The 22,437-nt window shown below is 31.2% G+C and carries 27 protein-coding genes; 13 read left to right on the top strand and 14 right to left on the bottom strand.

Features of this window, described 5'->3' with window-relative positions:
* Positions 1-100: 100 nt before the first annotated feature.
* Entirely contained in the window at positions 101-655 is a 555-nt protein-coding gene (locus WDZ98_RS04430) for a hypothetical protein (protein ID WP_368057141.1), read from the bottom strand.
* A gap of 70 nt (positions 656-725) precedes the next feature.
* Here WDZ98_RS04430 and WDZ98_RS04425 point away from each other — a divergent pair, with 70 nt between their 5' ends.
* Complete coding sequence (locus WDZ98_RS04425) at positions 726-1,082, top strand: hypothetical protein (protein ID WP_368057143.1); 357 nt, start codon at positions 726-728, stop codon at positions 1,080-1,082.
* Here WDZ98_RS04425 and pyrH read toward each other — a convergent pair whose 3' ends face one another.
* Genes pyrH through tmk form a run of 3 tightly spaced genes read right to left on the bottom strand, consistent with a single transcriptional unit; the run spans position 1,083 to position 3,576 of the window.
* On the bottom strand, positions 1,083-1,766 hold the full coding sequence (gene pyrH, locus WDZ98_RS04420) for a UMP kinase (protein WP_368057145.1): 684 nt from the start codon (positions 1,764-1,766) through the stop codon (positions 1,083-1,085). It abuts the gene before it with no gap.
* Positions 1,763-2,998, bottom strand: coding sequence for an HD domain-containing protein (locus WDZ98_RS04415; protein ID WP_368057147.1), 1,236 nt, complete (start codon positions 2,996-2,998; stop codon positions 1,763-1,765). The genes pyrH and WDZ98_RS04415 overlap by 4 nt, the downstream gene beginning before the upstream one ends.
* The gene (gene tmk, locus WDZ98_RS04410) at positions 2,995-3,576 is read right to left on the bottom strand and encodes a dTMP kinase (RefSeq protein ID WP_368057149.1); all 582 of its coding nucleotides are present in this window, start codon (positions 3,574-3,576) and stop codon (positions 2,995-2,997) included. The genes WDZ98_RS04415 and tmk overlap by 4 nt, the downstream gene beginning before the upstream one ends.
* Positions 3,577-3,653: 77 nt before the next feature.
* On the opposite strand from tmk, the gene hsp14 reads away from it, so the two are divergent.
* Positions 3,654-4,034: an archaeal heat shock protein Hsp14 gene (hsp14, locus tag WDZ98_RS04405; protein ID WP_368057151.1), complete on the top strand. Its 381-nt coding sequence runs from the start codon at positions 3,654-3,656 to the stop codon at positions 4,032-4,034.
* Here the strand turns inward: hsp14 and WDZ98_RS04400 are convergent, their stop codons facing one another.
* The 7 genes from WDZ98_RS04400 to WDZ98_RS04370 all read right to left on the bottom strand — a co-directional run bounded on the left by WDZ98_RS04400 (position 4,035) and on the right by WDZ98_RS04370 (position 10,104).
* A complete protein-coding gene (locus WDZ98_RS04400; RefSeq protein WP_368057153.1) occupies positions 4,035-5,579 on the bottom strand; it encodes an ABC1 kinase family protein in 1,545 nt (514 codons plus the stop codon).
* A gap of 5 nt (positions 5,580-5,584) precedes the next feature.
* Positions 5,585-5,968, bottom strand: a complete 384-nt coding sequence (locus WDZ98_RS04395; protein ID WP_368057155.1) for a hypothetical protein — start codon at positions 5,966-5,968, stop codon at positions 5,585-5,587.
* Positions 5,969-6,157: 189 nt separating this feature from the next.
* A complete protein-coding gene (locus tag WDZ98_RS04390) occupies positions 6,158-6,349 on the bottom strand; it encodes a hypothetical protein (protein ID WP_368057157.1) in 192 nt (63 codons plus the stop codon).
* A 189-nt stretch (positions 6,350-6,538) separates the two neighbouring features.
* Positions 6,539-6,871 carry a hypothetical protein gene (locus WDZ98_RS04385; protein ID WP_368057159.1) on the bottom strand — a complete coding sequence of 111 codons (333 nt, stop codon included), beginning with the start codon at positions 6,869-6,871 and terminating at the stop codon, positions 6,539-6,541.
* Between the two features lie 44 nt (positions 6,872-6,915).
* Positions 6,916-8,220 carry a COG1361 S-layer family protein gene (locus WDZ98_RS04380; protein ID WP_368057460.1) on the bottom strand — a complete coding sequence of 435 codons (1,305 nt, stop codon included), beginning with the start codon at positions 8,218-8,220 and terminating at the stop codon, positions 6,916-6,918.
* The gene (locus WDZ98_RS04375) at positions 8,220-8,888 is read right to left on the bottom strand and encodes an ABC transporter ATP-binding protein (RefSeq protein WP_368057462.1); all 669 of its coding nucleotides are present in this window, start codon (positions 8,886-8,888) and stop codon (positions 8,220-8,222) included. The genes WDZ98_RS04380 and WDZ98_RS04375 overlap by 1 nt, the downstream gene beginning before the upstream one ends.
* Positions 8,889-8,916: 28 nt before the next feature.
* Positions 8,917-10,104 (bottom strand): ABC transporter permease, encoded by a 1,188-nt coding sequence (locus WDZ98_RS04370; protein WP_368057161.1) that lies wholly within the window; start codon positions 10,102-10,104, stop codon positions 8,917-8,919.
* Positions 10,105-10,219: 115 nt separating this feature from the next.
* On the opposite strand from WDZ98_RS04370, the gene WDZ98_RS04365 reads away from it, so the two are divergent.
* Both WDZ98_RS04365 and WDZ98_RS04360 read left to right on the top strand, forming a co-directional pair.
* Positions 10,220-11,122: an AsnC family transcriptional regulator gene (locus WDZ98_RS04365; protein WP_368057163.1), complete on the top strand. Its 903-nt coding sequence runs from the start codon at positions 10,220-10,222 to the stop codon at positions 11,120-11,122.
* A 26-nt stretch (positions 11,123-11,148) separates the two neighbouring features.
* The gene (locus WDZ98_RS04360; protein WP_368057165.1) at positions 11,149-11,664 is read left to right on the top strand and encodes an NUDIX hydrolase; all 516 of its coding nucleotides are present in this window, start codon (positions 11,149-11,151) and stop codon (positions 11,662-11,664) included.
* Here WDZ98_RS04360 and WDZ98_RS04355 read toward each other — a convergent pair.
* Positions 11,661-12,644, bottom strand: coding sequence for a PhoU domain-containing protein (locus WDZ98_RS04355; protein WP_368057167.1), 984 nt, complete (start codon positions 12,642-12,644; stop codon positions 11,661-11,663). The genes WDZ98_RS04360 and WDZ98_RS04355 overlap by 4 nt on opposite strands.
* Before the next feature lie 65 nt (positions 12,645-12,709).
* Between WDZ98_RS04355 and WDZ98_RS04350 the strand changes: the two genes are divergently transcribed.
* From WDZ98_RS04350 to WDZ98_RS04320, 7 genes are read left to right on the top strand one after another with little or no spacing between them, the layout of a single operon-like run.
* Entirely contained in the window at positions 12,710-13,621 is a 912-nt protein-coding gene (locus WDZ98_RS04350; protein ID WP_368057169.1) for a pantoate kinase, read from the top strand.
* Between the two features lie 8 nt (positions 13,622-13,629).
* A complete protein-coding gene (locus WDZ98_RS04345; protein WP_368057171.1) occupies positions 13,630-14,394 on the top strand; it encodes a 4-phosphopantoate--beta-alanine ligase in 765 nt (254 codons plus the stop codon).
* Positions 14,387-15,226 (top strand): 3-methyl-2-oxobutanoate hydroxymethyltransferase, encoded by an 840-nt coding sequence (gene panB, locus WDZ98_RS04340; RefSeq protein WP_368057173.1) that lies wholly within the window; start codon positions 14,387-14,389, stop codon positions 15,224-15,226. Before WDZ98_RS04345 ends, panB begins: the two co-directional genes overlap by 8 nt.
* Positions 15,216-16,469 carry a bifunctional phosphopantothenoylcysteine decarboxylase/phosphopantothenate--cysteine ligase CoaBC gene (coaBC, locus tag WDZ98_RS04335; protein WP_368057175.1) on the top strand — a complete coding sequence of 418 codons (1,254 nt, stop codon included), beginning with the start codon at positions 15,216-15,218 and terminating at the stop codon, positions 16,467-16,469. The genes panB and coaBC overlap by 11 nt, the downstream gene beginning before the upstream one ends.
* On the top strand, positions 16,466-16,633 hold the full coding sequence (locus WDZ98_RS04330) for a hypothetical protein (protein WP_368057177.1): 168 nt from the start codon (positions 16,466-16,468) through the stop codon (positions 16,631-16,633). The genes coaBC and WDZ98_RS04330 overlap by 4 nt, the downstream gene beginning before the upstream one ends.
* Before the next feature lie 29 nt (positions 16,634-16,662).
* Positions 16,663-17,505 carry a class I SAM-dependent methyltransferase gene (locus WDZ98_RS04325; protein ID WP_368057179.1) on the top strand — a complete coding sequence of 281 codons (843 nt, stop codon included), beginning with the start codon at positions 16,663-16,665 and terminating at the stop codon, positions 17,503-17,505.
* A 6-nt stretch (positions 17,506-17,511) separates the two neighbouring features.
* The gene (locus tag WDZ98_RS04320; RefSeq protein ID WP_368057181.1) at positions 17,512-17,994 is read left to right on the top strand and encodes a hypothetical protein; all 483 of its coding nucleotides are present in this window, start codon (positions 17,512-17,514) and stop codon (positions 17,992-17,994) included.
* A gap of 2 nt (positions 17,995-17,996) precedes the next feature.
* Here the strand turns inward: WDZ98_RS04320 and WDZ98_RS04315 are convergent, their stop codons facing one another.
* Positions 17,997-19,061: a M24 family metallopeptidase gene (locus WDZ98_RS04315; protein WP_368057183.1), complete on the bottom strand. Its 1,065-nt coding sequence runs from the start codon at positions 19,059-19,061 to the stop codon at positions 17,997-17,999.
* 71 nt (positions 19,062-19,132) lie between these two features.
* Here WDZ98_RS04315 and WDZ98_RS04310 point away from each other — a divergent pair, with 71 nt between their 5' ends.
* The gene (locus WDZ98_RS04310) at positions 19,133-20,146 is read left to right on the top strand and encodes a tRNA (5-methylaminomethyl-2-thiouridylate)-methyltransferase (protein WP_368057185.1); all 1,014 of its coding nucleotides are present in this window, start codon (positions 19,133-19,135) and stop codon (positions 20,144-20,146) included.
* A gap of 73 nt (positions 20,147-20,219) precedes the next feature.
* Positions 20,220-20,498 carry a cell division protein SepF gene (sepF, locus tag WDZ98_RS04305; protein ID WP_008298573.1) on the top strand — a complete coding sequence of 93 codons (279 nt, stop codon included), beginning with the start codon at positions 20,220-20,222 and terminating at the stop codon, positions 20,496-20,498.
* On the opposite strand, the gene WDZ98_RS04300 is transcribed toward sepF, so the two are convergent.
* Positions 20,490-22,430 carry a beta-CASP ribonuclease aCPSF1 gene (locus tag WDZ98_RS04300; protein WP_368057188.1) on the bottom strand — a complete coding sequence of 647 codons (1,941 nt, stop codon included), beginning with the start codon at positions 22,428-22,430 and terminating at the stop codon, positions 20,490-20,492. The genes sepF and WDZ98_RS04300 overlap by 9 nt on opposite strands.
* Between the last annotated feature and the right edge of the window lie 7 nt (positions 22,431-22,437).

The raw sequence follows: 22,437 nt of genomic DNA, 5'->3' as shown, positions 1-22,437 counted from the left end.
CATTTAATAAAAAACAATGAAACGGACTTTTATAACTTTGCCAATATTTTTCCTCTAAAAACAAATTATCATAATTTTAAAATTTTATGATACTATATGATTACTTGGTAAATTCAAAATTCAATGTGTTTTCTTGACCACTAGTCATTGAGCTTAGATTGTAAAATACAGTACCAGAAACTCGCCAAGTAGCAGTGCCGTCATTCAAATCAGCCCACAATTCAGATGTATTCCCAGAATTTCTCAATACGATAGTATCTCGAAGAACAATCGAGTTTTCACCTAGAAGTGTATAATAGTTTGAACCAAATTCAAGCATTCCCTCAGGTCTACTTCCTATTTCACCGCCTGCAATTTGCTCAAAATCAGAATAACCTGTTTCAAACAACTGATAATCCATAGTTTGAACTATTACAGATCGCGGATTAGGATTGGAAATTTTAAATGCAATTTCAATAGTTGATGATCGTTCAGATATCTTAGATACGGAAATATCTTCTAATTCAATTTGTAATGGTTTTGCTTGTTCTGTATTTTGAATTTCAGTGATATTATCACTAGAAGGTATAACAATTGTTGGACCCGTTAAAAGAATTCCTCCTAAAATTGCAGCAAGTGCTGCAACTGCGATACCAACAAAGATTTTAGGATTCATATTTTTCTATTTCCTCTGATGTCTTAAATGTTGAGACAGTTATTATATCATTACAACCATTTAAAAAAATATGCAGTACTTTCAAGCAGTACAACAGGGAAAACAAAGAGCAAGTAAGTCTCAAATGAAAATGTTTGAGGCATCTGGATTTGGCATGTTAACTTTGACGACTAAAAAAATTGATGGTAAATTTCACCCAGTTGGAGAAGAAGAATTTACTGCAGTAATTAATTCACCAGATGGATATGTAGCAATAATTGCAGATAAAGATGGTTTTACAAAGGCTCAATCTAAGGCTGTGAAAATGGAAGAGGCATTATTAATTTATGAAAAACTTAGAGAGTCAGGAATTCCAGAATATCCAGAAAAACAAATTCAGATTTGGTCTGAAACAAGGCCAACAATTCAAAACGAGATTTCGGAGTAATTATTTCAAACTAAGAATTATTTCGGTACCAACATCATCGCCCTTAATTGCTTTTTCAATAATTTTTGGATCAGCTTTTAGAATTATTGTTTTTATTTTGGATCGCTCAATGATTTTTAGTGCAACAATATCCATCAAGTCATAACCTCCTGCAACTGAATCCTCATGGATCAACATGTTTTTCAAATTTTTCATTTCAATTCGTTTGAATTTTTTTGCTTTTTTGAATTTGTTAGGATCCATATCATAAACACCATCAACATCTGTAGCGTTAAGAAATTGTTCAGCTTGTACTTTTTCTGCAATCAATGCTGCAGTACCATTAGTGCTTTGACCAGGATGCAGGCCACCTGTTACCACAATCAATCCATCATCTACAGCATGTCTAACTTCTTGTAAAGTCGTTGGAGGATGTGAGTAAGCTTTGTTCTTTAGAGCATAAATCAATAATTTAGCATTAAGTCTTGAAATTTCTATTCCTAATTCATCAAGAGTAGATTCATCAGCTCCTGAGGATCTTGCATGAGAAATATAATGACGTGCAATATTTCCACCTCCAGCAACTATAATTGGCTGACAAATCTTACTAATTTTTACCAGAAATTCTGCATAATCTTTTAGAACTTTGACATTATCCATACCAAAAACTCTTCCAGATAATTTGATAACAATTCGTTTTTTCACTTTAGATCACCAAGGATTGATTTTGCGGCAATTTCAACTTTTTTTCTGTTTTTTTCATGAGTATAGATTCTAAGGATATTCATGAATCCAGAAATAGCTGAAACTACAGGTATTTCTGAAATTGGCATTTCTTTTGCAGACGATTTTCCATTCTCAGAAGCAATCAAGATTATAGATTTTGACTCATTTTTTGATGGTGCAAGAGGAATAGATGGAGTGACAGAACTATCTACAAAAATCTCATTTTCATCGACTTTGGATTTTTTAGAAATTTCAGTTCTAAGTTCAATAGTTCGAGTTTTTTTCAAATTAGTGTGTCCTGTAAGTATGCTCTCAAATACACATTTTAGTAATTTTCTATTTTGATAATCGATTGCAAATTGTCTAGCTCTTTTTAATTCAGAAGATTTTGATGAGATTAAAGAGGTTAAAACATATTCATCTGTAAGTTTGACAAACTCATCTAGATTAAAAGATGTAAAACCAAATTCATCATCAGATAATCTTAATGCTTCAATTAACATAACTTCTGCGGCACGTACAGTTTTATGAAAATATACTGCCTTAAACATTTGATATCTAGAATGCATCATTGATTCAAAAGAATATAATGCTGAACGCTCCAAAGCCAATTTTTTCTTGTAAACATCAAGTGATTGTGTGATTCTTTTATGATCAATTTTTGCATGTTCAGCACCAGTAAAATATCCATCACGCAGTAAATAGTCCATCATGTCTGCACTTAATGCACCTGAAACAATCTCATTCATGAATTGGTATTTTGATTCTCCAAATGCAATTTTAGCAATTAGTTTTTTATCAAAACCGTTTTTTGATAGATTATCACCAATTTCAGATTTTAAAATGATCTTTTTACCAAAATCTTCATGTGAGATTTTTTTTTGTTGAATTATTTCTTCGAAAAGATGAGAGAAAGGACCATGACCTATATCGTGTAAGAGACCAGATAAACGAAGAATTTCAATGTCATCAGATTTTAAAATATCTTTTTCAAGTAATGCATGACCTGCTTGACTAGTAATGTGCATAACTCCCAATGAGTGTTCAAATCTTGTATGTTGAGCTGCAGGATATGTTAAATGCGCACCAGAGAGTTGCCTTATTCTCCTCAGTCTTTGAAAAATAGGACTATCGATAATTGATAGTTCATGTTCGTATACACGGATAAAATCATGAATTGGATCAATAATGTCTAGATAATTTTTTTTCATAAGCCTAATTTTTTTGAAAATGTTTTCATGATCTCGAAATGAACCTCTTCCTTAGATTTTGATGCATTAATTATTTTCCAATGTTTTTTCTTTGCAGTGATACGATAGATTTTAGAAATTTTGTTTAAAAATTCTTCATTTTTTTCAAATTTATCTCTGTGTGTTTTTTGTCGACGAAATGATTCTTTTTGTGTTACATCAAGTAAAATTACAAGATCAGCTTTTGGTAAACCTTCATCAAGACTTTCAAGCCATTTTTGATTCATTCCATTAGCTAAACCATAAACCAAATTCGAATGATAATATCTATTCATAATTAAAACAGAGTTTTTTTCCTGTGCGGCTAATATTTCTTGAAGTTTTTCCCATCTATTGGCTGCTAAAAGGCAATGAATTACTTGAGGAGGGAATTTCCGTTTTCCATCCAAATATTTCCTAATTTCTTTTCCTATTGGAGTTTCATAATCAGGAAAATGAAATAATTTAGTCTTGATCTTTCTTTTTTTTAGGGCTTTTTCCAGCAAAGTTGATTGTGTTAGTTTGCCTGCTTGGTCTCCACCTTCAATTACAATTATCATAAGTTATCAAAACTGAGAAATTAATTAATTAAAAATCTATCAAGATTTATAACCAAAAATTGAGCATATAACACAAAATGGGACTTGTGAAAGAGGTCATCAAAGAGATTGGAAACAAATCAAGAGAGTTCTACGAGTTTGTTTTACCTCCGATTGATATGCATCTGAATAATGATAATCTAAAAGTTACCATCGATCTTCCAGGATTTATGAAAAAAGATATAGAATTAACATTATGTGGAGACATTCTTTCTATCAAGGCACAGAAAATAATTGATGAAAAAGAATCAGAGTCATTGGTTTCAAATCAAAGACCAAACATTATTGATAAAAAAATCAGACTGCCAATTGAAATTAAGCCAGGTGAAGAAAAAATTGAGTCTGCAAAATATGAAAATGGTGTTCTGACATTAATTATTCCTGTTACAAAAACTGGAAAAAATATTTCAATTGAGTAATTAATATTTTCTAAATATTCCAAAAATTGTCATTATAACACCAGATGTAATCATTCCAGATAATCCAAGCATTTCATTTGATTGATACAATAAAACAGAACCAATAAAAATTGCAGATGCAAATATACTTCCACTCAATAATACCACAGGTTTTCTTTTTTTCATGAAAATTTGAGTTTCATCTATCAGTCTTTGCATTTCAGGTCCCAAACGAATTGCTGAATTAATTGATTTTGCAAAATTATCAAAGGAGATTTTTAATTCTTCTACATATGCTCTAGGAATTAGATTTTCTTCTTCTAGAATATTTTTTAAAACTTTAACAAACTTGAAATCTACTTCATGTGTTTTGTAAATCCCTTCAATAATTGACGCCATTCTCATATACAAAGCCAAATTTTTTGGTAATACGAACGGAAATTTACTCATTGTTTGATTTGCAAGTTCCATCAAGCTTTGGACTTCCATCTCATCAGGTTTATTTCCATGCATTGCACGAATTGACATTTCTATTCCTTTTTCAATTACTGTTCTGTTATATCCAGGAGTAAGCATTGAAAGATCATTCATTGCATTGACTACTCGTGATGGGTTTTTTTCAACCAGGGCAAGATACAAACGAATAAGTTTGAATCTTGTTTCATTATTAATTCGCCCAACCATTCCATAATCATACAAGATAAGTTTACCGTCATCAGTGACTGAAATGTTACCTGGATGAGGGTCTGCATGAAAAATTGAGTGTTTAAGAAGCATAGTAAAAAAAATCTTGTGAATATCAACTACCAGTTGTTCTCTATCAATTCCCTTCTCATCAAGGGCTTGAACATTTGTAACCTTGATTCCTGGAAGATATTCCATTGTTAAGACATTTTTTGATGAATAATCATCATAAACAGATGGTACAATTACTTGATGAGAGTTTTCCATATTCTTTTTAATTTTTTTAAGATTTTCAGATTCGTGAGTATAGTCCATTTCTTCATTAATTGTTTCAATAAATTGAGAAAGCATTGCCTTTGCCGAATAACGCAAATTAGGATCAACGAATCTTAATGCAAGCGGAAGAATTATTTTTAGAACTTTGAGATCTTTTGCAACAATTTTTTCAATTCCCGGTCTTTTTACTTTAACAACAATTTGTTGGCCAGAAATAGAACCACGATAAACTTGTCCTAATGATGCACCTGAAATAGAATCAGGATTAAGCTCATCAAATTTTTCATTAATCGGACCAATATCTTTTTCAATTATTGGTTTAACTTGATCAAAAGGTGCAGAAGGAACACTGTCCTGAAGTTTAGAGAGCTCTACTAAATATGGTTGAGGTAAAATATCTGCCCTAGAAGAGAGCCATTGTCCTAATTTGATATAGACAGGACCTAAAGAAATGAATGTTTCAAGAACTTTGTGTGCATTTTTTCTAAACTGTTCTGAATCTATTTGGTTTTTTTCTTGATTTATCCATTTCTTTCTATCTTTACGTAATGCAAAAATCGATGGAAGTAGTTTGAAAAGGACTTGAAGTGTTCTAACAGTAGACATTATATTCACTCCAAATAATTTTTAATTTTTTTTGTTGTGATATATCCCAAATAACCTGAGATAAGTGATGAGATTAAACTAGATGTAACAGATAATTTTTTTGATCGTCTATCAAAAGTTTTTTTTACAATTTGTGAACCGCCAAATATTGCACATGCCAATCCAATTAGAACCTCAGGTGCATCATAAACTAAATGTCCTATCGGATCTTTTCTTGGATCAATTACATCATTATGAACTACAAATTTATCATGATATTCTCTAATGTGTAAATTACCATAACGATATTGTTTATCTGCTCCATTTTTTTGTCCAAGGAACGTTTCTTCAGCTCCCTCGAGCATGAATTCTCGCAATTCCTTTGGGACTTCAATTTCATCCCTTGGCATATTCGCAAGATCTAGTAATTGCTTATAATCTTACGGTCCAAAAATGTCTCCCTTGAGACTAGGATGCTGTATTGTGATAACAACTAATTTATGATAAGTTGTATGATCTCAATGATAATATCTCTGTAAATGTGTTTGATAAATTTCTAGAATTTAATGGGTATTAGATAGAATTTTCTAATAAAAAATCTATGACGATTTGAGATGATCTTTTGTAAACATAATAAAACTAATTGAGAATGCTATTAACATTGCAATTCCTGAGACATATGCATAATTGAATCCCACACCAAGATGATCTTCTTGATGGTAGAAATTAATCAAAAATGTTATGACTAATAGAATAACTCCAATAATTGTAAATTTTTGATGTATCTCCAACAAACACAATTTTGTCAATAACTATATGAATTTAGAAAAATAATGTTGTTTAAAGAAATGGAGTTGTAATAAATCCTACAATACTACCTGCTAGGAAGAGAAAAATACCCTTTGCCATACCTACTATTACTTCATAAGATATGATATAATTATGATCTAAATTTCCCAAAACTGGAAATTAGAACAAATTTATGGTTTAGGTTCCATTTGAGACAATTTTGCAATTACTTGTTCTAACTCTGCTTTGTTTTCCTCAATTATTCTATGTATAACTGCAATCTCGTGATTAATTTGATCTATGTGAACATCATCAGAGTTTTTGATCTGATTTTCAAGATCTTTTAAAATTTGTTGATTTTGTTGATTAATTTTTTCTAATTCATTTTTGTATATGGTTAATTTTTCATATTGGCTAGAAATTTCAGGGACGTAAAGATATTCTTCGGATGTTAAAAAACCTAAAGAAATCACAATACTACCTATAGATAGAATTACAATTAAAACAATTACACTTGATCTCAATTTTGTTATCCTTGTTTCTCCATTTTAGATTTAAAATTATATTGTTAATTGGTCTCAATTATGGTCTTTTTACGCCTACGAATTACGTAAAATGCAGCTACAATCACCAAAATAACTGGAATTATAATCATCGATGGATCAAAACTAGAATCTTCTCCATTAGATGGTTCATTAACATAGATTGTTTGATCAGAAGTTATAAAGATCTCATCTCTAACACTGTCTTTGTATCTTACAGTAATTGTAATATCATGTTCACCATATCTAGGTTCTCCTTCGAATTTAATTGGAACATTAAATGGTACAGGTGCATCTACTTCAATTTCATCAATAAATTGAGTTGTTGATTTAATATTAGAATCACCTCTAGCATCAAGTGTTATAAAACCAAATAATCCATCTTGGTTTCCTTCATTAATGATTTCTCCAACTACCATTTGTGTTCCAGATAATTCAATGACTTCTACATTGAAAATGCTAAGATCAATTAATCCTTTAATATAAAAATCAACAATTTTAGAGACTTCTTGTAGATCTCCATGTGTGTTATAGTAGAAAATAGATAAAGGAATTCTCAAAGTGTCGTCTTTAAGGGATTCAGGAACATATACAGTGGCTGTAAGATATTTTGCTGATTTTGCATTAATATTTCCTATATCCCAATTTGATTCTAAGATTACAACATTTTCTACATTAGTAGTAGATGATGATGTAGATGCAAGTTCTGTTTGTGTGTTTGTTGCAGTAATATCTACACTAGAAATTGGAGCAGTGCCATCATTAGAAACTTCAATTATTACATTGTTAGTTGTTAAAGATGTAAGAAATGGATCCAACGCTTTGACATTTATCACACTATCTCCTGTTACCTTAAAATCAAAATTAACAAATGCAGTTCGTACTCCAGATTCTCGTAGTCTAGAATAATCAACTTTCACAGTTCCAGGATATTGTTGAATTTGTGCAGACTTGTCTATATTAACAAAAAATGTAAGATGAAAGTTATCTCCAGCTAAAGAATTAGAATCACTATCAGCATGAATAATTGAACCTGGACCAGCAGATCCTGAAAATCCAAATGGCAGAGACAATTGACCGCGAATTCCCGTAATATCTTGTGTTCCTACATTTGCAAATACGACTGTAAATGGAACATTACTATCACCTGCGTCGACCTCAATTTTTTTATTAATTGTACCAAAGTATGCGTCCAAGAATTTAACGTCACCAAAGTCTCGTTCAAAAGGAGATTGACCGAATCCTCCAGAAGTAATTTGTGCATACGAATTATCAAAAACTATTGATATGAGTCCAACTACAAACAACAACAATAAAATTTTAAAATTCATCATGCAATAATCTCCATTTCTGATGGCTGATCACCTTCAAAGGCTTTACCATCTTTTATTGTAATGACTTTATCAACATCACCAAAATGTTCTTTATCGTGTGTAACTATAATGAATGTTTGATTTAGTTTTTTTGCCATAGATTTCATTAATTGAACTATTGTTTCAGAAGTTACAGAGTCAAGATTGCCAGTTGGTTCATCTGCTAAAACAATTGAGGGTTTGTTTATCAATCCTCTTGCAATAGCTACTCTTTGGGCCTGACCTCCAGATATTTTATTTGCACGTTTATGCATTTGATTTTCTAATCCAACTGTTTTTAACAAGTCTCGAGCATCTTTCTCAGCAGTATTATCAGTACCTGCAATTTGTCTTGGAAGTAATACATTTTCTAAAACTGAAAGATCACTAAGCAAGTTGGAGAACTGAAAGATAAAACCTAATTTATTATTTCTAAATGATGAAATTTTATTATCGTTAAGAGTGGTAGTGTCAATACCATCAATGAATATTTTTCCAGAAGTTGGACTATCTAACAATCCGATCATGTTAAGTAGTGTGGATTTACCAGAGCCTGAACTTCCAACAATTAAAACAAATTCCCCTTGTTTAATTGAGAATGATACATTATCAAGAGCTTTGACTTTGTTATCTCCTTGTCCATAAATTTTACTGAGATTATTTATTTCAAGTACGTTAGACAGTTCTCATAGCCTCCACAGGTAATAGTTTGGTAGCTCTATACGACGGATACAAAGATGCAATAATTGCCAAAATAAATGAAGTAAATGCTGTTTGAATTATTTTTTCCCAGTTGTAAGTTACTTCTAATGGAAGACTACCATTAAAGGACATTTTTGTCTCCTTTGCATAAAATGTATAGCCTAAACCTGCTGCAGTCCCCACACCAGCCCCAATAGCTCCAATTATCATTCCTTGAAAAATAAAAATAACAAGAATGTCTTTTCGTTTTGCTCCAATTGATCGCATGACACCAATTTCTCTTGTTTTTCCATTTACCAACATCATTTGAATTGTAACTATTGCAAATGCAGATGACATCATTCCAAAATAACCTATCATGTTAATCATGGCAATACCAGATCTAAAGCCTTCAAGTTGTGCTTCAGAAGCTTCTTCTGTAGTTTCAGCAATAAAATCGTCGTTAGGAAATGAACGTAAAAAGAAATCTCTAACCTCTTCTGCTTTAGATGGATCATACAGTTTAACCATAAATGAACTACTATCACCCGGTCTACTCATCATGTCACGTAATGTATCAATGTGTATAACGCCAGAATAGTCAAATCCCTGACCTCCAGGTGAATTTGCAATTCCAACAACAGTAAATCTTCTGACTTGATCTTGACCCCATCTATCAACTACAAGAACTTTGACGCTATCACCTACTTGAGCTCCTCCAAGATCTCTTGCTACATTAGAACCTAATACAATAGAATTTCTAGAAAAAACATAACTTCCATCTGAAACAGTTTCATGAACAGTAGATGCCTTAACATCATTAAACGGATCAACTCCAACTAGTTGTATCCTAGTTTCTTCAACTAATTTTCCATTTTTCGTCATATTCATTTCAGCTGTCGATGAAAGCCGGGGCGTAGCAGCTTCGACATATGGGATTCTCTCAAACCAACGTACAAGAGATTGATCTGATTTATCGATAAAATCAAATTCATCAGTTACAATAACATCGCCAGTATTGTAATCGCTAATATCCCTAACAATGGCATCAAACAATCCCTGAAATATTACAAAATTTACATGAATAACCAAAATTCCAATAGTTACAGCTAAAACAGCACCAATCAAACTGCCTTTTTTATTGAAAAGCATTCTTTTTGCTAGTTTCATCCTATAATCCATGTCAGAACTAAAATAGTCTAATATATAATGTATATTATACATAGTATTAAATTATAGACAATTTTATAAGATATAAGTAATTTCTATATTGTATGGAGATATTTTAAGTGATGAAATGGACATTTTAGATATGAGAATACTTAGTCGGTTATTGAATAACTGTAGAGAGTCAGACAGGCAAATAGGCATAGAATTAGGAGTGTCAGGAGGAGCAGTTCGTGCAAGAATACGAAAAATGGAAGAATTGAAAATCATTGAAGAATTTTTTATCAAAGTTGAACCGCCTGTTTTGGGATATGGGGTTTTGTACATTGTGGTATCTGGGGAAGACATCAATGAGATTTTAGAACAAGTTAGTCTGATAGGAGAACCAAATTTTGTGGTACCATGTATCGGTGGCATTACAGTTTGTAGTATAGTTGTAAAAGAAAATCTACAACAGAAAATTGAACTTGCTAATAAACTAATGAAAGATGTTAGAGTTTTATCTATTTTTGAAGCAGAGAATCCTGGATTTATTTCAAATCTAACAAAAACAGATCTAGAAATTCTAGAGGAGTTAATAAAAAACCCAAGACAAAAAATTGAACGAATAGCAAAAAACACAAACATGTCGACAAAAACAATTACAAGATGTATAGAAAAACTACATGATAATGAAGGAATTCAATTTACAGTAAATTACAATCCCAAAAAAATATATGATTTTATTCCTTACGCTGTACTTGCATGGATTGACGGAAATTTAAAAGAAACGCTGAATAATTTGAATAACACATTTACAGAATCATATTTACAAATACCATTTATTGCAAAAAATCAAATTGTTTTGTTTATGTATAGTAATAGTATTTTTGAGATGGATGAATTAACACAGAAAGTTAGAACTGTAAAAAATGTAAAATCAGCTGACTTGTTTATTCCAAAAAAGATTTCATTTTTTAATAAATGGTTAGATAAAGCTATAATGGATTACAAAAAATCATCAAAATTACACTTATTTTATCAAACAAATTAAATAAGAACGATTTTCTATAATAATTTATGAAGAAAACAAAGATCTATGAAGGGAAAATTTTAGGTCTTAGTGTTTATGATGGCAACATAGAAGGTAGAAAAGTTAGACGAGAAGTTATTGAACATAGAGGAGCTGCTGCAATGTTAGCTTTTGATGAAGATGGAAAAGTAATTTTGGTAAAACAACACAGATTTCCTCATGGGTATGTTTTAGAGATTCCTGCTGGGACATTAGGAAAAAAAGAAGCACCGATGAAATGTGCATTCAGAGAATTAGAAGAAGAAACAGGTTACAGAGCACGAAAAATGACTCCTCTAATTACCTATTATCCATCAATTGGGTATAATTCAGAGATAATTCATTGTTTTGTAGCCTCAGGGTTAAAGAAAATATCAGAACTAAAGTTAGATGAAGATGAAATATTATCTGTGATAAAAATGGATTTAAAAAAAATTCTATCATTGATTAGAACCGGCAAAATTCAGGATTCAAAAACAATATGTGCAGTTTTATCATATGCTGCTATGAAGAAATTGTATTAATTATCATTATAGATAGGCTGTACAAGATCAGCAACATCTGCCCAGGATTGTGCAATTCTTTCAAACATATACACTAAATCAAGAAAATCTATTGGAATTTGTTTTTTATCATCCAATGTAGTTCTAAGTAAACTTAATTTTTCTTCATATTTTTTATGCATTGATATGGCTTCAATAGCTAAAAGTCTATCAGGTTTTGTAAACGCATCAATAGATTTTTGAGCAAGTTTGTTGAAATCTTTTATCACATCATAAATTTTCTTAGAATATTCCTTTGATAAAGAAAAATTATAGATAAAATTTGAAAGTTCAACAATAGAGTCACCTGCATTTTCAAGAACATTTGCTGCAACTCTATAGTCAAGAATATCTATATTTTCTAAATTAAATGTATTAGCTAATCGTTTGTCAACTAATGTACTTCTAATTAATCTAACAAGCAAGAAATATTGTCGGTTGACTTCAACATCACGTTTTGATAATGTTTGTAGATTAGACTTGTCATCTGAAATTAATCCATTTGATGCATCATCATACATTCCTAATGCTATAGAACTCATGCGTTTGAGAATTTTTGACGGATTAAGTGTAGTTGCATCCAAAAGAAATTGCATATTAATGTGGAATGAATCTTCTTCAATTATTTCCATTCCAACCAATCTTCGCATTGAATTACGAATTTCTTCTCTATCTTTACCAGGAATAGTTGATTTTGAATTAATTTCAATTACATCATATCCTAATAGATATGCACCTGTGATGTTAGCTACAATGTTTTCCTCTTTAGGTAATGGGTAAGAAATCACAAGTTCTTTAGTTCGTCGTGTTTCTGTATTGGCAGATATGGAAATGCTATCTTGTCCAGTCTCAATTTCTACCTGGCTAGTTTTATCAAGATTATTTGCATCAACCCATTCTTTTGGCAGTGATACTAGGATGCTACTTCCAATTCGTTGTAGGCGTCTAATAAATTTAGTCAATTTATACTAATATAATTAATTTAAGCCATATTCTTATATTTTGTGTAAAGTTTAAACTCAGATTAATGGAGGCAGTAGCATTTTGTCCAGCACACATTACAGGTTTTTTCAAAGCCCATTTAGTAGACAATGAAGATGGTTTACAAAACTTAGGTTCTATGGGGGCAGGTTTCTCCATTAAACAAGGAGTTACCACCAAAGTAAAAATTGAGAAAAAAGATAATCAAAAATCTAATTTTAAAATTACAACATATGGATATCAATCAGATAAAACAGATGTTTCAGAATATGTATTAAACGAATTTTTAAAACTAGGAGAATTTTCAACGAAATTTTTTGATATTCAACACGATATTTCAATTCCAGTTGGATATGGTTTAGGATCTAGTAGTGCAGTTGCATTATCACTTTCATTTGCATTAGATCAAGCACTTGGAACTAAGTTAGACAAAACAATGATTGGGCAAATTGCTCATAACGCAGAAATAAATTGTAAAACAGGATTGGGTGATGTTTTAGCATCATTTCATGGTGGATTTGAAATTCGGGATAAACCTGGTGCACCTGGAATTGGCCATGTTGAAAAAATTGTTACAGACAAAATTTCCATAATCATGATTTGTTTTTCTCCAATATCCACAAACAAGTTCATCAAAGAACGCTTATCACAAATTAATGGGCTTGGAGGAAAAATGGTAAATAAACTATTAGAATCAAAAAATTATGAACATTTTCAAGATATGTCATTAGAATTTGCAAAATATGTAGACGTCATGACTCCAAGAATGCAGAAATTAGTTGATGAATTATTAAAAAATAATATTAAATGTGGAATAGCACTTTTTGGTGAAACTGTTTTTTCAATGATTCCACAACAAAATGAATCTAAAGTTTTAAAAATTTTACAAAAATATGCTGATGGAATTATAATAAAATCAGAGCTGGATGATGACGGAGCAAGAATTTTAAATAATTAATTAAAATTATGCCTCTAATTCCTAAATCACATCCAAGAGTAAAATCGCTTTTAATTCGTGAAAAATTGGTCAATGGATTTGATAATGGGCTAGTTGCAAAAGAAGGGCTCTTAGCTCAAGGAAGAGGAGAAGCTTTTGATTATTTGTTAGGAGAGAAAACAGGCAAAGCTGCTACATATGCAATAAAAGCTGCAGCAGCACAATTACTGTTAGCAAAACAACCAGTAATTTCAGTTAATGGAAATATAGCAGCATTATGTCCTAAACAAATTGTAAGACTCTCAAAACAGATTAAAGCAAAACTTGAGGTCAATCTGTTTTACACAAATGAAAAAAGAAAGCAGGCGATCATTAAAACTCTTAAAAAAAATGGAGCTAATGAAATTTTAGGCTCAAAAATCTCATCATCTAGAAAATTACCAGGTATTGATTCTGCAAGAAGAATTGTTGACAAAGATGGAATTTTTGTCGCTGACGTAGTAGTAGTGCCATTAGAAGATGGAGATAGAACTATGGCACTCAGAGATATAGGAAAAACAGTAATTACATTTGATCTAAATCCTCTTTCAAGAACTTCACAGACAGCAAATATTACGATTGTAGATAATGTTACACGTGCAGTTGATTTGCTAATTAATGAATCTAAAAAATTATCAAAAATGAATCAAAAAAGCCTTCAGAAAATTATTAATGATTTTGATAATAAAAATAATTTGAAAGAAAGTATTATTCAAATAAAAAATAATTTAACAAGGAGATCTAAAATTGCATAAAACAGTTCAAGATATTGTGACTATGAAAAAAGAAAAAAGAAAGATTTCAGTGATAACAAGTTATGATTATACTTTAGCGTCATTATGTGACAGAGCAGGAATTGATGTGTTACTTGTAGGAGATAGTGCAGGAATGGTAATGATGGGTTATGAGAACACAATTCCTGTGACAATGGATCAAATGTGTATGTTTACAGAAGCAGTAAGTAGAGCACGAAAGAATTCCTTACTAGTATCAGATTTACCATTTATGTCATATCAAGCAAGCATTGAAGATGCAATCAATAATTCTGGCAGACTAATCAAAGCAGGTGCTGATGCTGTAAAGCTTGAAGGGGGTTCAATAATGGCTGAAACAATTAGTGCAATAGTAGATGTAGGAATTCCAGTGATGGGTCATATTGGATTACAACCTCAAACTATAATGCTTTCAGAAGGTTACAAAGTTCAAGGGAAAACAAAAGAAACAGCAATGAAGCTAATCGAAGATGCAAAAGAGCTTGAGAATGCAGGTGTATTCAGTATTGCATTAGAAATGATAAGTCATGAGGTAGCTCAAATTATCTCTGAAACTGTCAACATACCTACAATAGGGATTGGCTCAGGAGTAGATTGTGATGGACAGGTGTTAGTAGTTCAAGATTTGTTAGGCATGTATGACAATATTAAACCAAAATTTGCAAAAAGATACATGAATTTATCTGAAGATATTGTAAAAACACTAGAAGATTACAAAAAAGATGTGGAATCATGTGTATTTCCTGCTAAGGAGAACTGGTTTTCAATGAATGAAGAAGAATTAAAAAAACTACGTGAACAGATTGGCAGCTAAAAAAAACATAAAGAAAAGAGATCATCCGTCTTTAGACATAGTTAGTTCACATGGAAGGGAATTATCTGGAAAAAGAATTGTGCTTTGTGTGGCAGGTAGTGTGGCAGCATACAAAGCAATTGAACTAGCAAGATTACTAATGAGACATGGTGCAGATGTGAAATGTGTTACTAGTAATGCAGTTACAAAACTCATACAGCCAGAATATTTCAAATGGGCTACAGGTAATGAAGTAATTACAAAACTTACTGGTGAATTAGAACATATCAGATTAGCAGATTATAATCAATCAGATTTGTTAATAGTATATCCAGCAACAGCAAACACATTAGGAAAATTAGCAAATGGTATTGACGATACACCAATATCTACAGTACTTACAGTTGGATTTGGATCTAAAATTCCAATTTTGATGTGTCTTGCTATGCATGCATCAATGTATGATAATCTAGCAATTAAAAAAAACATGGATTATTTAAAAAATAAAATTGAGTTTTTATCCCCTAAAATGATTGAAGGTAAAGCAAAAGCTACAGAACCTGAAGATGTGTTAGAATATGTATTATCAAAATTTGGATTTTCTTCAGTTTTAAAAAATAAAAAAGTATTGATGACTGCCGGTCCCACAATTGAACATATTGATCCTGTAAGAGTGATAACAAATCTCAGTTCAGGAAAAACAGGAGTACTCTTAGCAGCAGAATTGATTTCTGCAGGAGCAAAAGTCACTTTTGTATATGGACCAGGTTATGAAAAACCACCAAAAGGTGCAAAGATCATCAATGTTGTATCAAGTAAAGAAATGCATTCGGTAGTGAAATCAGAATTAAAGAAAAAATTTGATGTTGTAATTATGGCGGCGGCTATTGCAGATTATATTCCTACAAATGAGAGTAAAATAAAAATAAAAAGTTCAAAATCAGATATGAGTATTAGCCTCAAAAGAGTTCCAAAAATAATAGATCAAATAAAAAAATATCAAAAAGATGTATTACTTGTTGGATTTAAAGCCGAAACAAATCTCACAGAATCTAAATTAATCAAGGCGGCAGAAAAAAAACTAAAAGAATCATCAGCGGACATGATTATTGTAAACGATATTGGTTCAATAAGATATAAGAAAAATCCTCAAAACAATCAAGTAATCATAGTTGATTCAAAAAAGAATATTGTATCAGGATGGATGAAAAAAGAAAAAATTGCTAAATTTATCAGAAAACAAATTGAAGTAAAAATTAAATGAAAAAATCTGAACTAAGAAGATTAGTGGCTGAATACAAAGAAATTAAAATAAAATTATTAAAATTAAATAGTAACACACTAAATGAAAAATTAAAACAGTTAGAACATAGATATTATCATGAAACTGGCAGTATGTTAAAAAAAGATTTTGAAGAGATTACATAAAATAGATCAAATATTAGGTAAGCATATAGATGAAACTTATTCATTCAGAATACAAACAACGAAACATAAAGATTTGGAATGAGGTTGCTCCAAGATATCATAAAAGATGGGCTAGTATGAATAAAGGGCCATTTCAAAGTACAAAAAAATTAGTAGAATTAGTAAATATTAACAAGGGTAATGAAGTTTTAGATGTTGCATGTGGTACTGGAGTAGTTACAAATGAAATTCAGAAAAAGATTGGAAAGTCTGGATATGTTATTGGAATAGATACTTCAAGTACTGCAATTAAAATTGCAAAAAAATGGAATGATAATAAAGTAAATGTAAATTTTGTAAACATCGATGCTGAAAAATTCTCTTTTTCTAGGAAATTTGATGTTGTTACTTGTCAATACGCATTGTTTTTCTTTCCCAATGCACAAAAAGCATTGAAAAATATGAAAAATAGCCTCAAAGAATCTGGAAATATTGGAATTTCAGTTCATGGAGGCAAAGATAAAGTTCCATTCTTTAGTAGTATTTTAGATTCAGTGATCAAGTATGTTCCAGATTATGTTCCTCCAGGTTCTCCTGATCTTGATAGATTTGGAACAAAATCTGCTTTAAAATCTGAAGTAAGTAAAGCAGGGTTTTCAGAGATTATTGTAAAAGAATTTGTTTTTAATTACAGTCCAGGAAAATTTGAAGATTATTGGAGAAACTATCTAAAATACATTGCAAAGCCACTAAAAGAAAAGCTAAACGAATTAGACTATTCAGAAAGAAAGGAGTTGAAATATTTAGTAAAAGAGAAAACTTCGCAATACACTAAGAAAAATGGAGAAATTGTATTTCCTTGGCAAGTTTTAATTCTAAGTGCCAAAAACTAGATAACAATGAGTAAGGAAAACAAGAAAAGAGAAGATAAACAAAAAAAATCAGATTTTAAAGCATTTCTTCGAAAAAGAGCACCATTTTATCTTGCTGGCATAGCATTAATTGTAATTTCTGCATATGGGGTATTATCAGAAAAGAATTTAGAAAATCATTTCCCAGAGATTACATCTGAAGAAGAACAAATTGTGAATATTTTGATGAAATATGATGGTCCAAATGAGTCAGGATTAACTGTAATGCAAGCAATTGAGAATAAAATCAAAGAAGAATACCCCGATGAGAAAATATTTGATAATAAAAAAACTAAAGTAGAATTAAACATATTAAAAATAAATTCAGATGAATATCAGATTCTTTTGAATTTTCAGTCTCATAAAGGAGAGATAAATTATGATTGGAATGTAAATATTGGTTCTGAAAAAATTGTTTCAAATAATCCAGAATCAAAATATATTATCAATTTAGTAGACTTTTATGATTAGGCTCAAATTGTGACTAAATCTTTAGTAAATTTGTGCATTACAATTGATTGGTCTTTTACAATAAGCGAATCCTCAATTCGAATTCCAAATTTATTTTCAATGTAGATTCCAGGTTCTACAGTAATTGCCATGTTTTCTTTTAGTTTTGTATTACTTCTGTAAGAAATACATGGTAGTTCATGTACTTCTAATCCAATTCCATGTCCTGTTGAATGAATGAAATATTGACCATAGTTTTTTTCCTCAATGTATTTTCTACAAGCAAGATCAACATCTTTACAATATGCATTAGGTTTTACAGCTTTTAGACCAAGTTTCTGTGATTCTTTAACAATTTCATATGCTTCATTTGCTTGTGATGAAATTTTTCCAAGTGCAAATGTTCGTGTTGCATCAGAAACATATCCTTTGTATCTTAATGTAAGATCAGCTACTACTAGATCACCTTTTTTGAATTTTCTTTGTGTAACTTGTGCATGTGGAAGAGCACCATTTGGGCCTCCTGCAATAATTAATGGGTTAAGCGTAGATTTGTATCCAGTATCAAACATTTCTTGTTCCATTGCATATGTCATCAAAATTGTTTGTAATTCAGATTCTTTTTGACCTATTTTCATCTTTTTTGAACAAAGTTGAAACATTTCGTCAATAATTTTGGAAGCTTTTTTGAGTATTTGGATCTCTTTTTCATCTTTAATTATACGTGAATTATAAAATGGTTCAGTAGATGATTTAATTTTTGGGATTGATTTTTTTAAAGACATCATAGTAGAATAATTTTGGCAATCAGTACATACATTGTTCTTCTTAATTTTTTCAATTAGTGAAGAGATTAGACCAGTTCCACGTTCTGCTGTTATTACATCACAATCTTCAGATTCTTCTTTTGCTCTTCCTACCTCAAGTTCAGGAGCAATAATGGTGGTTTTTCCATTTTTTTCAAGTAATCCAATTGCCTCACCCCAAAAACCAGTCATGTAAAATAAATTTTCAGGCTCAAAAGTAACTAGTGTATTACAATCAATTGCTTTAGCATATTTTAGAAGATTTTTTCTACGCTGATTCATACAAGAATATCTCTAATTCTCAATTTATGTATGATGTAAAGTTTGTATATGGAAAATCAAGTTAGATCGCTGTGACAGAAGAGAAACCAAAAAAGAAAGTGGTCGCATTACTATCTGGAGGTTTAGATAGTCAACTTGCAGTACGTATGATGCAAGAACAAGGATTTGATGTTTCAGCTGTTGCAATAAAAACTCCTTTTTGTGATTTTGACTGTGGTAGAGGATGTGGATTTGAAATTAGAGAAAGAGCAGATGATCTTAATGTAAATTTGAAAACAGTTTATCTTGGTGATGAATACATTGAGATGTTAAAGCATCCAAAACATGGAATTGGTGCTGGGTTTAATCCATGTGTTGATTGTAGAACTATGATGTTTGATGCAGCAAAAAAACACATGGAGGAAATAGGTGCTGAATTTATTATTTCAGGTGAAGTATTAGGTCAACGTCCAATGAGTCAACATTTAGATGCGTTAAAACTTATTGAGAAAGATTCTAACTTAATTGGAAAAATTGTAAGACCATTATCAGCTGGATTATTACCAGAAACCGATCCTGAGAAGAATGGTCTGATTAAGAGAGAAAATCTTGGAATGATTAAAGGAAGAACAAGAAGAAGTCAATTACAGATGGCTAAAGAATATGGAATTGAGAATCCACCAAATGCAGGTGGAGGTTGTTTATTGACAGAACCTCAATTTGGAATTAAAGCTAAAGATTTGTTTGCACATGTTGAAACTCCAACAATTAATGAAATTGATTTATTAAAAATTGGAAGACATTTTAGATTAGATGAAGAAACAAAATTTGTTGTTGGTAGAAACAATGATGAAAATCAAATGATTAAAGCTTTAGCATTACCAGGCGATATTTTACTTGAAGCAAAAGATTACGTAGGACCAGTTTCAATTTTACGTGGTAAGAATGCAAAATCTCATGTAAGGTTTGCATCAGCCGTGACTTTAAGATATTCAGATGCACCAAAAACAAAACCTAGTGTTGTTTTAGTAAAAAATGAGAATTTAATTGAAGAAATTAGTGCTGAATGTGCTGAAGAACAATCTTACATTAAATTTAGAATGTAGGCGTAAAAAAATTTTAAAATTAGTTATAACTAAGGAAGAGTTTTTGAGGAAGTAGATATTATTTTCATCAAGGATGCAAAAACAAGAAAATCCAACATATCTGAAGGCCATAACAATTAGAGACATCAGTGATGTTCATTCTATCAAAGAAGACATCAAAAAAGATATGATATTGATTTTAAGAGTAACGCCATTAGCTCAGAAAGATGTAGAGCAACTTCGTAAAGTAGTTGAAGAATTGTATTCTATTGCAAAAGCTGCTGATGCAGAAATTGCAAGATTGGGCGAAGAAAGAATCATAGTTGCACCATCTAGCATAAAGATCTGGAAACCAGAATACGATCTAAAATAATTTTATTGCTTCTTGAACTTGTGGATAATGTGCAGGTACTTTATACATTCGTCTAATGTTCATAGCAAGATTTTCTGATTTTTTTCGCTCTCCATGATTAACTAATACACGACGAAGTTTTGGTCTCAGTTTTTGTACAAAAGACATTAACTGATTGTAATCACTGTGACCACTAAAGCCATCAAGTTTTTCAACACTACAATTGATTGACACAACTTCAACTTTACCTTCCTTGCCTAACATTGTTGCTTGTTTTGAACCATCAAGAACTCGTCTTCCTAAAGTTCCATTAACTTGGTAAGAAACAAACAATACTTTGTTTTTTTTATCAGGCACTATATTTTTGAAATATTCTAAAACAGGTCCACCTTCTAGCATTCCAGATGTAGCTAAAATAATACATGGTGAATTATCTCGCATAGGTTCTTCTCTAGCATCTGCATGTTCTATGTTTGTAAAGTATTCAGAATCAAATGGATTGTCATCAGTTTCTAAAATCTTTTGTTTAAGCTCTCTTGCTAGATATTCAGGATATGATTCATGTATTGCAGATGCTTCAGAAATCATTCCTTCTGTAAATACAGGTGCTTCAATCATTTCTCCTGACTTCATGTAATGATCAATTACCATCATAATTTCTTGTGCACGTCCAACTGCTGGAATAGGTATCAAAACTTTACCTCCATCTGCCAAAGTATTGTTTACTGCATTAATAAAAGCGGATTCTACTTCTTGTCTAGTAGGTTGAATATCTTCTTTAAGACCATATGTACTTTCAATCAATAATGTTTCTACTCTTGGAAAATTCCAACTTGCAGCTTCAAACAAGATACTTTTACCAAATTTAATATCGCCTGAATAAACAAAGTTATGATCACCGTTTCCAATATGAAAATGACATAGTGCAGAGCCTAGTATGTGACCTGCATTAGCAAAAACAAGTTTAATGTCAGGAGAAATATCAGTTACAGTTCCATAAGGTAATGTAAGAGCTTGTTTCATAATTTGCTTCACGTCTCGTTCAGCGTAAATTGGTATTCTACCTTGAGCAGATGCTACCTTAATTGCATCAAGTTGTATTAGATTCATCATTGGCAATGTTGGTTCAGTACAATAGATTGGACCTTTGTATCCATATTTGCACAGTGCTGGTAAGAAACCAGTATGATCCAAGTGAGCATGTCCAATAACTACAGCATCAAGTTCATCTAATGTAATGTTAAGTGAATCTAATCTTGGAAAGGCATCCATTGGTGAACGTGCACCTGGATTTATTCCACAATCAATTAGGATCTTGCTTTCAGGAGTAGATAGTAATAATGAAGATCTTCCTACTTGACCAAATCCTCCAAGAGTGTAAATAGACACTTCGGTTCTTTGGGATAATCTAGGCCTGAAAATCTCATCTCCTATTTGTTTTAGTTGTTTACTTCTTTCAGAAGAAGATTGTTTTAGAGTTGCATTAATTGTTTGTATGGTACGTGAAGGTATGGTAGTGGCTTTTCTAATACGCAGTCTCCAACCTATTTTTTCTGTTACTTCAGCATGATTAAATTCAGCAGCGTTTCTTTGTAATAACCAAGGTCTTTTTGCTTCAATTGAAACTTCCCCAGTTGCTGTATCAAAAATAGTATTTTGTAGATTTGCTTCTTTTGGAACCAAGTCTGCTAAAATTTTTCTAGCTTCATCTTCAGGTTTTCTGATTGACTCGTCAGTTCTAACTACAATTCTTTTTTTAATTATATTTACAAGGTTTGATATCGTATCATTATTTTCCATTAAATATCGTGGAGAGTTTGTATAGAGAGCAATTCTTGGTCCTTCATATTCTATTTTTGTGACACTTGCTTCCTTTGGTATACTTTGCAGTATGGTGGCCATTATATTCTGGCTAGTAGGAGGTAATTCTTTTTCTTGATATTTTCGTTGCATTAAATCA

The organism is Candidatus Nitrosopumilus sp., from assembly GCF_040878665.1.
In the GTDB taxonomy this organism is placed as follows: Archaea; Thermoproteota; Nitrososphaeria; order Nitrososphaerales; family Nitrosopumilaceae; genus Nitrosopumilus.
This window is presented reverse-complemented; position numbering and strand designations above follow the sequence as displayed.

What these genes read in the sequence shown, in the direction of transcription:
- tmk (WP_368057149.1), bottom strand. Translation starts at nt 3,576, where the DNA reads ATGATAATTGTAATTGAAGGTGGAGACCAAGCAGGCAAACTAACACAA.
- WDZ98_RS04425 (WP_368057143.1), top strand. Translation starts at nt 726, where the DNA reads ATGCAGTACTTTCAAGCAGTACAACAGGGAAAACAAAGAGCAAGTAAG.
- WDZ98_RS04350 (WP_368057169.1), top strand. Translation starts at nt 12,710, where the DNA reads ATGGAGGCAGTAGCATTTTGTCCAGCACACATTACAGGTTTTTTCAAA.
- WDZ98_RS04365 (WP_368057163.1), top strand. Translation starts at nt 10,220, where the DNA reads ATGGACATTTTAGATATGAGAATACTTAGTCGGTTATTGAATAACTGT.
- WDZ98_RS04325 (WP_368057179.1), top strand. Translation starts at nt 16,663, where the DNA reads ATGAAACTTATTCATTCAGAATACAAACAACGAAACATAAAGATTTGG.
- WDZ98_RS04315 (WP_368057183.1), bottom strand. Translation starts at nt 19,061, where the DNA reads ATGAATCAGCGTAGAAAAAATCTTCTAAAATATGCTAAAGCAATTGAT.
- WDZ98_RS04430 (WP_368057141.1), bottom strand. Translation starts at nt 655, where the DNA reads ATGAATCCTAAAATCTTTGTTGGTATCGCAGTTGCAGCACTTGCTGCA.
- WDZ98_RS04415 (WP_368057147.1), bottom strand. Translation starts at nt 2,998, where the DNA reads ATGAAAAAAAATTATCTAGACATTATTGATCCAATTCATGATTTTATC.
- WDZ98_RS04330 (WP_368057177.1), top strand. Translation starts at nt 16,466, where the DNA reads ATGAAAAAATCTGAACTAAGAAGATTAGTGGCTGAATACAAAGAAATT.
- WDZ98_RS04300 (WP_368057188.1), bottom strand. Translation starts at nt 22,430, where the DNA reads ATGCAACGAAAATATCAAGAAAAAGAATTACCTCCTACTAGCCAGAAT.
- WDZ98_RS04400 (WP_368057153.1), bottom strand. Translation starts at nt 5,579, where the DNA reads ATGTCTACTGTTAGAACACTTCAAGTCCTTTTCAAACTACTTCCATCG.
- WDZ98_RS04380 (WP_368057460.1), bottom strand. Translation starts at nt 8,220, where the DNA reads ATGAATTTTAAAATTTTATTGTTGTTGTTTGTAGTTGGACTCATATCA.
- WDZ98_RS04360 (WP_368057165.1), top strand. Translation starts at nt 11,149, where the DNA reads ATGAAGAAAACAAAGATCTATGAAGGGAAAATTTTAGGTCTTAGTGTT.
- WDZ98_RS04320 (WP_368057181.1), top strand. Translation starts at nt 17,512, where the DNA reads ATGAGTAAGGAAAACAAGAAAAGAGAAGATAAACAAAAAAAATCAGAT.
- WDZ98_RS04370 (WP_368057161.1), bottom strand. Translation starts at nt 10,104, where the DNA reads ATGGATTATAGGATGAAACTAGCAAAAAGAATGCTTTTCAATAAAAAA.
- sepF (WP_008298573.1), top strand. Translation starts at nt 20,220, where the DNA reads ATGCAAAAACAAGAAAATCCAACATATCTGAAGGCCATAACAATTAGA.
- WDZ98_RS04395 (WP_368057155.1), bottom strand. Translation starts at nt 5,968, where the DNA reads ATGCCAAGGGATGAAATTGAAGTCCCAAAGGAATTGCGAGAATTCATG.
- hsp14 (WP_368057151.1), top strand. Translation starts at nt 3,654, where the DNA reads ATGGGACTTGTGAAAGAGGTCATCAAAGAGATTGGAAACAAATCAAGA.
- WDZ98_RS04345 (WP_368057171.1), top strand. Translation starts at nt 13,630, where the DNA reads ATGCCTCTAATTCCTAAATCACATCCAAGAGTAAAATCGCTTTTAATT.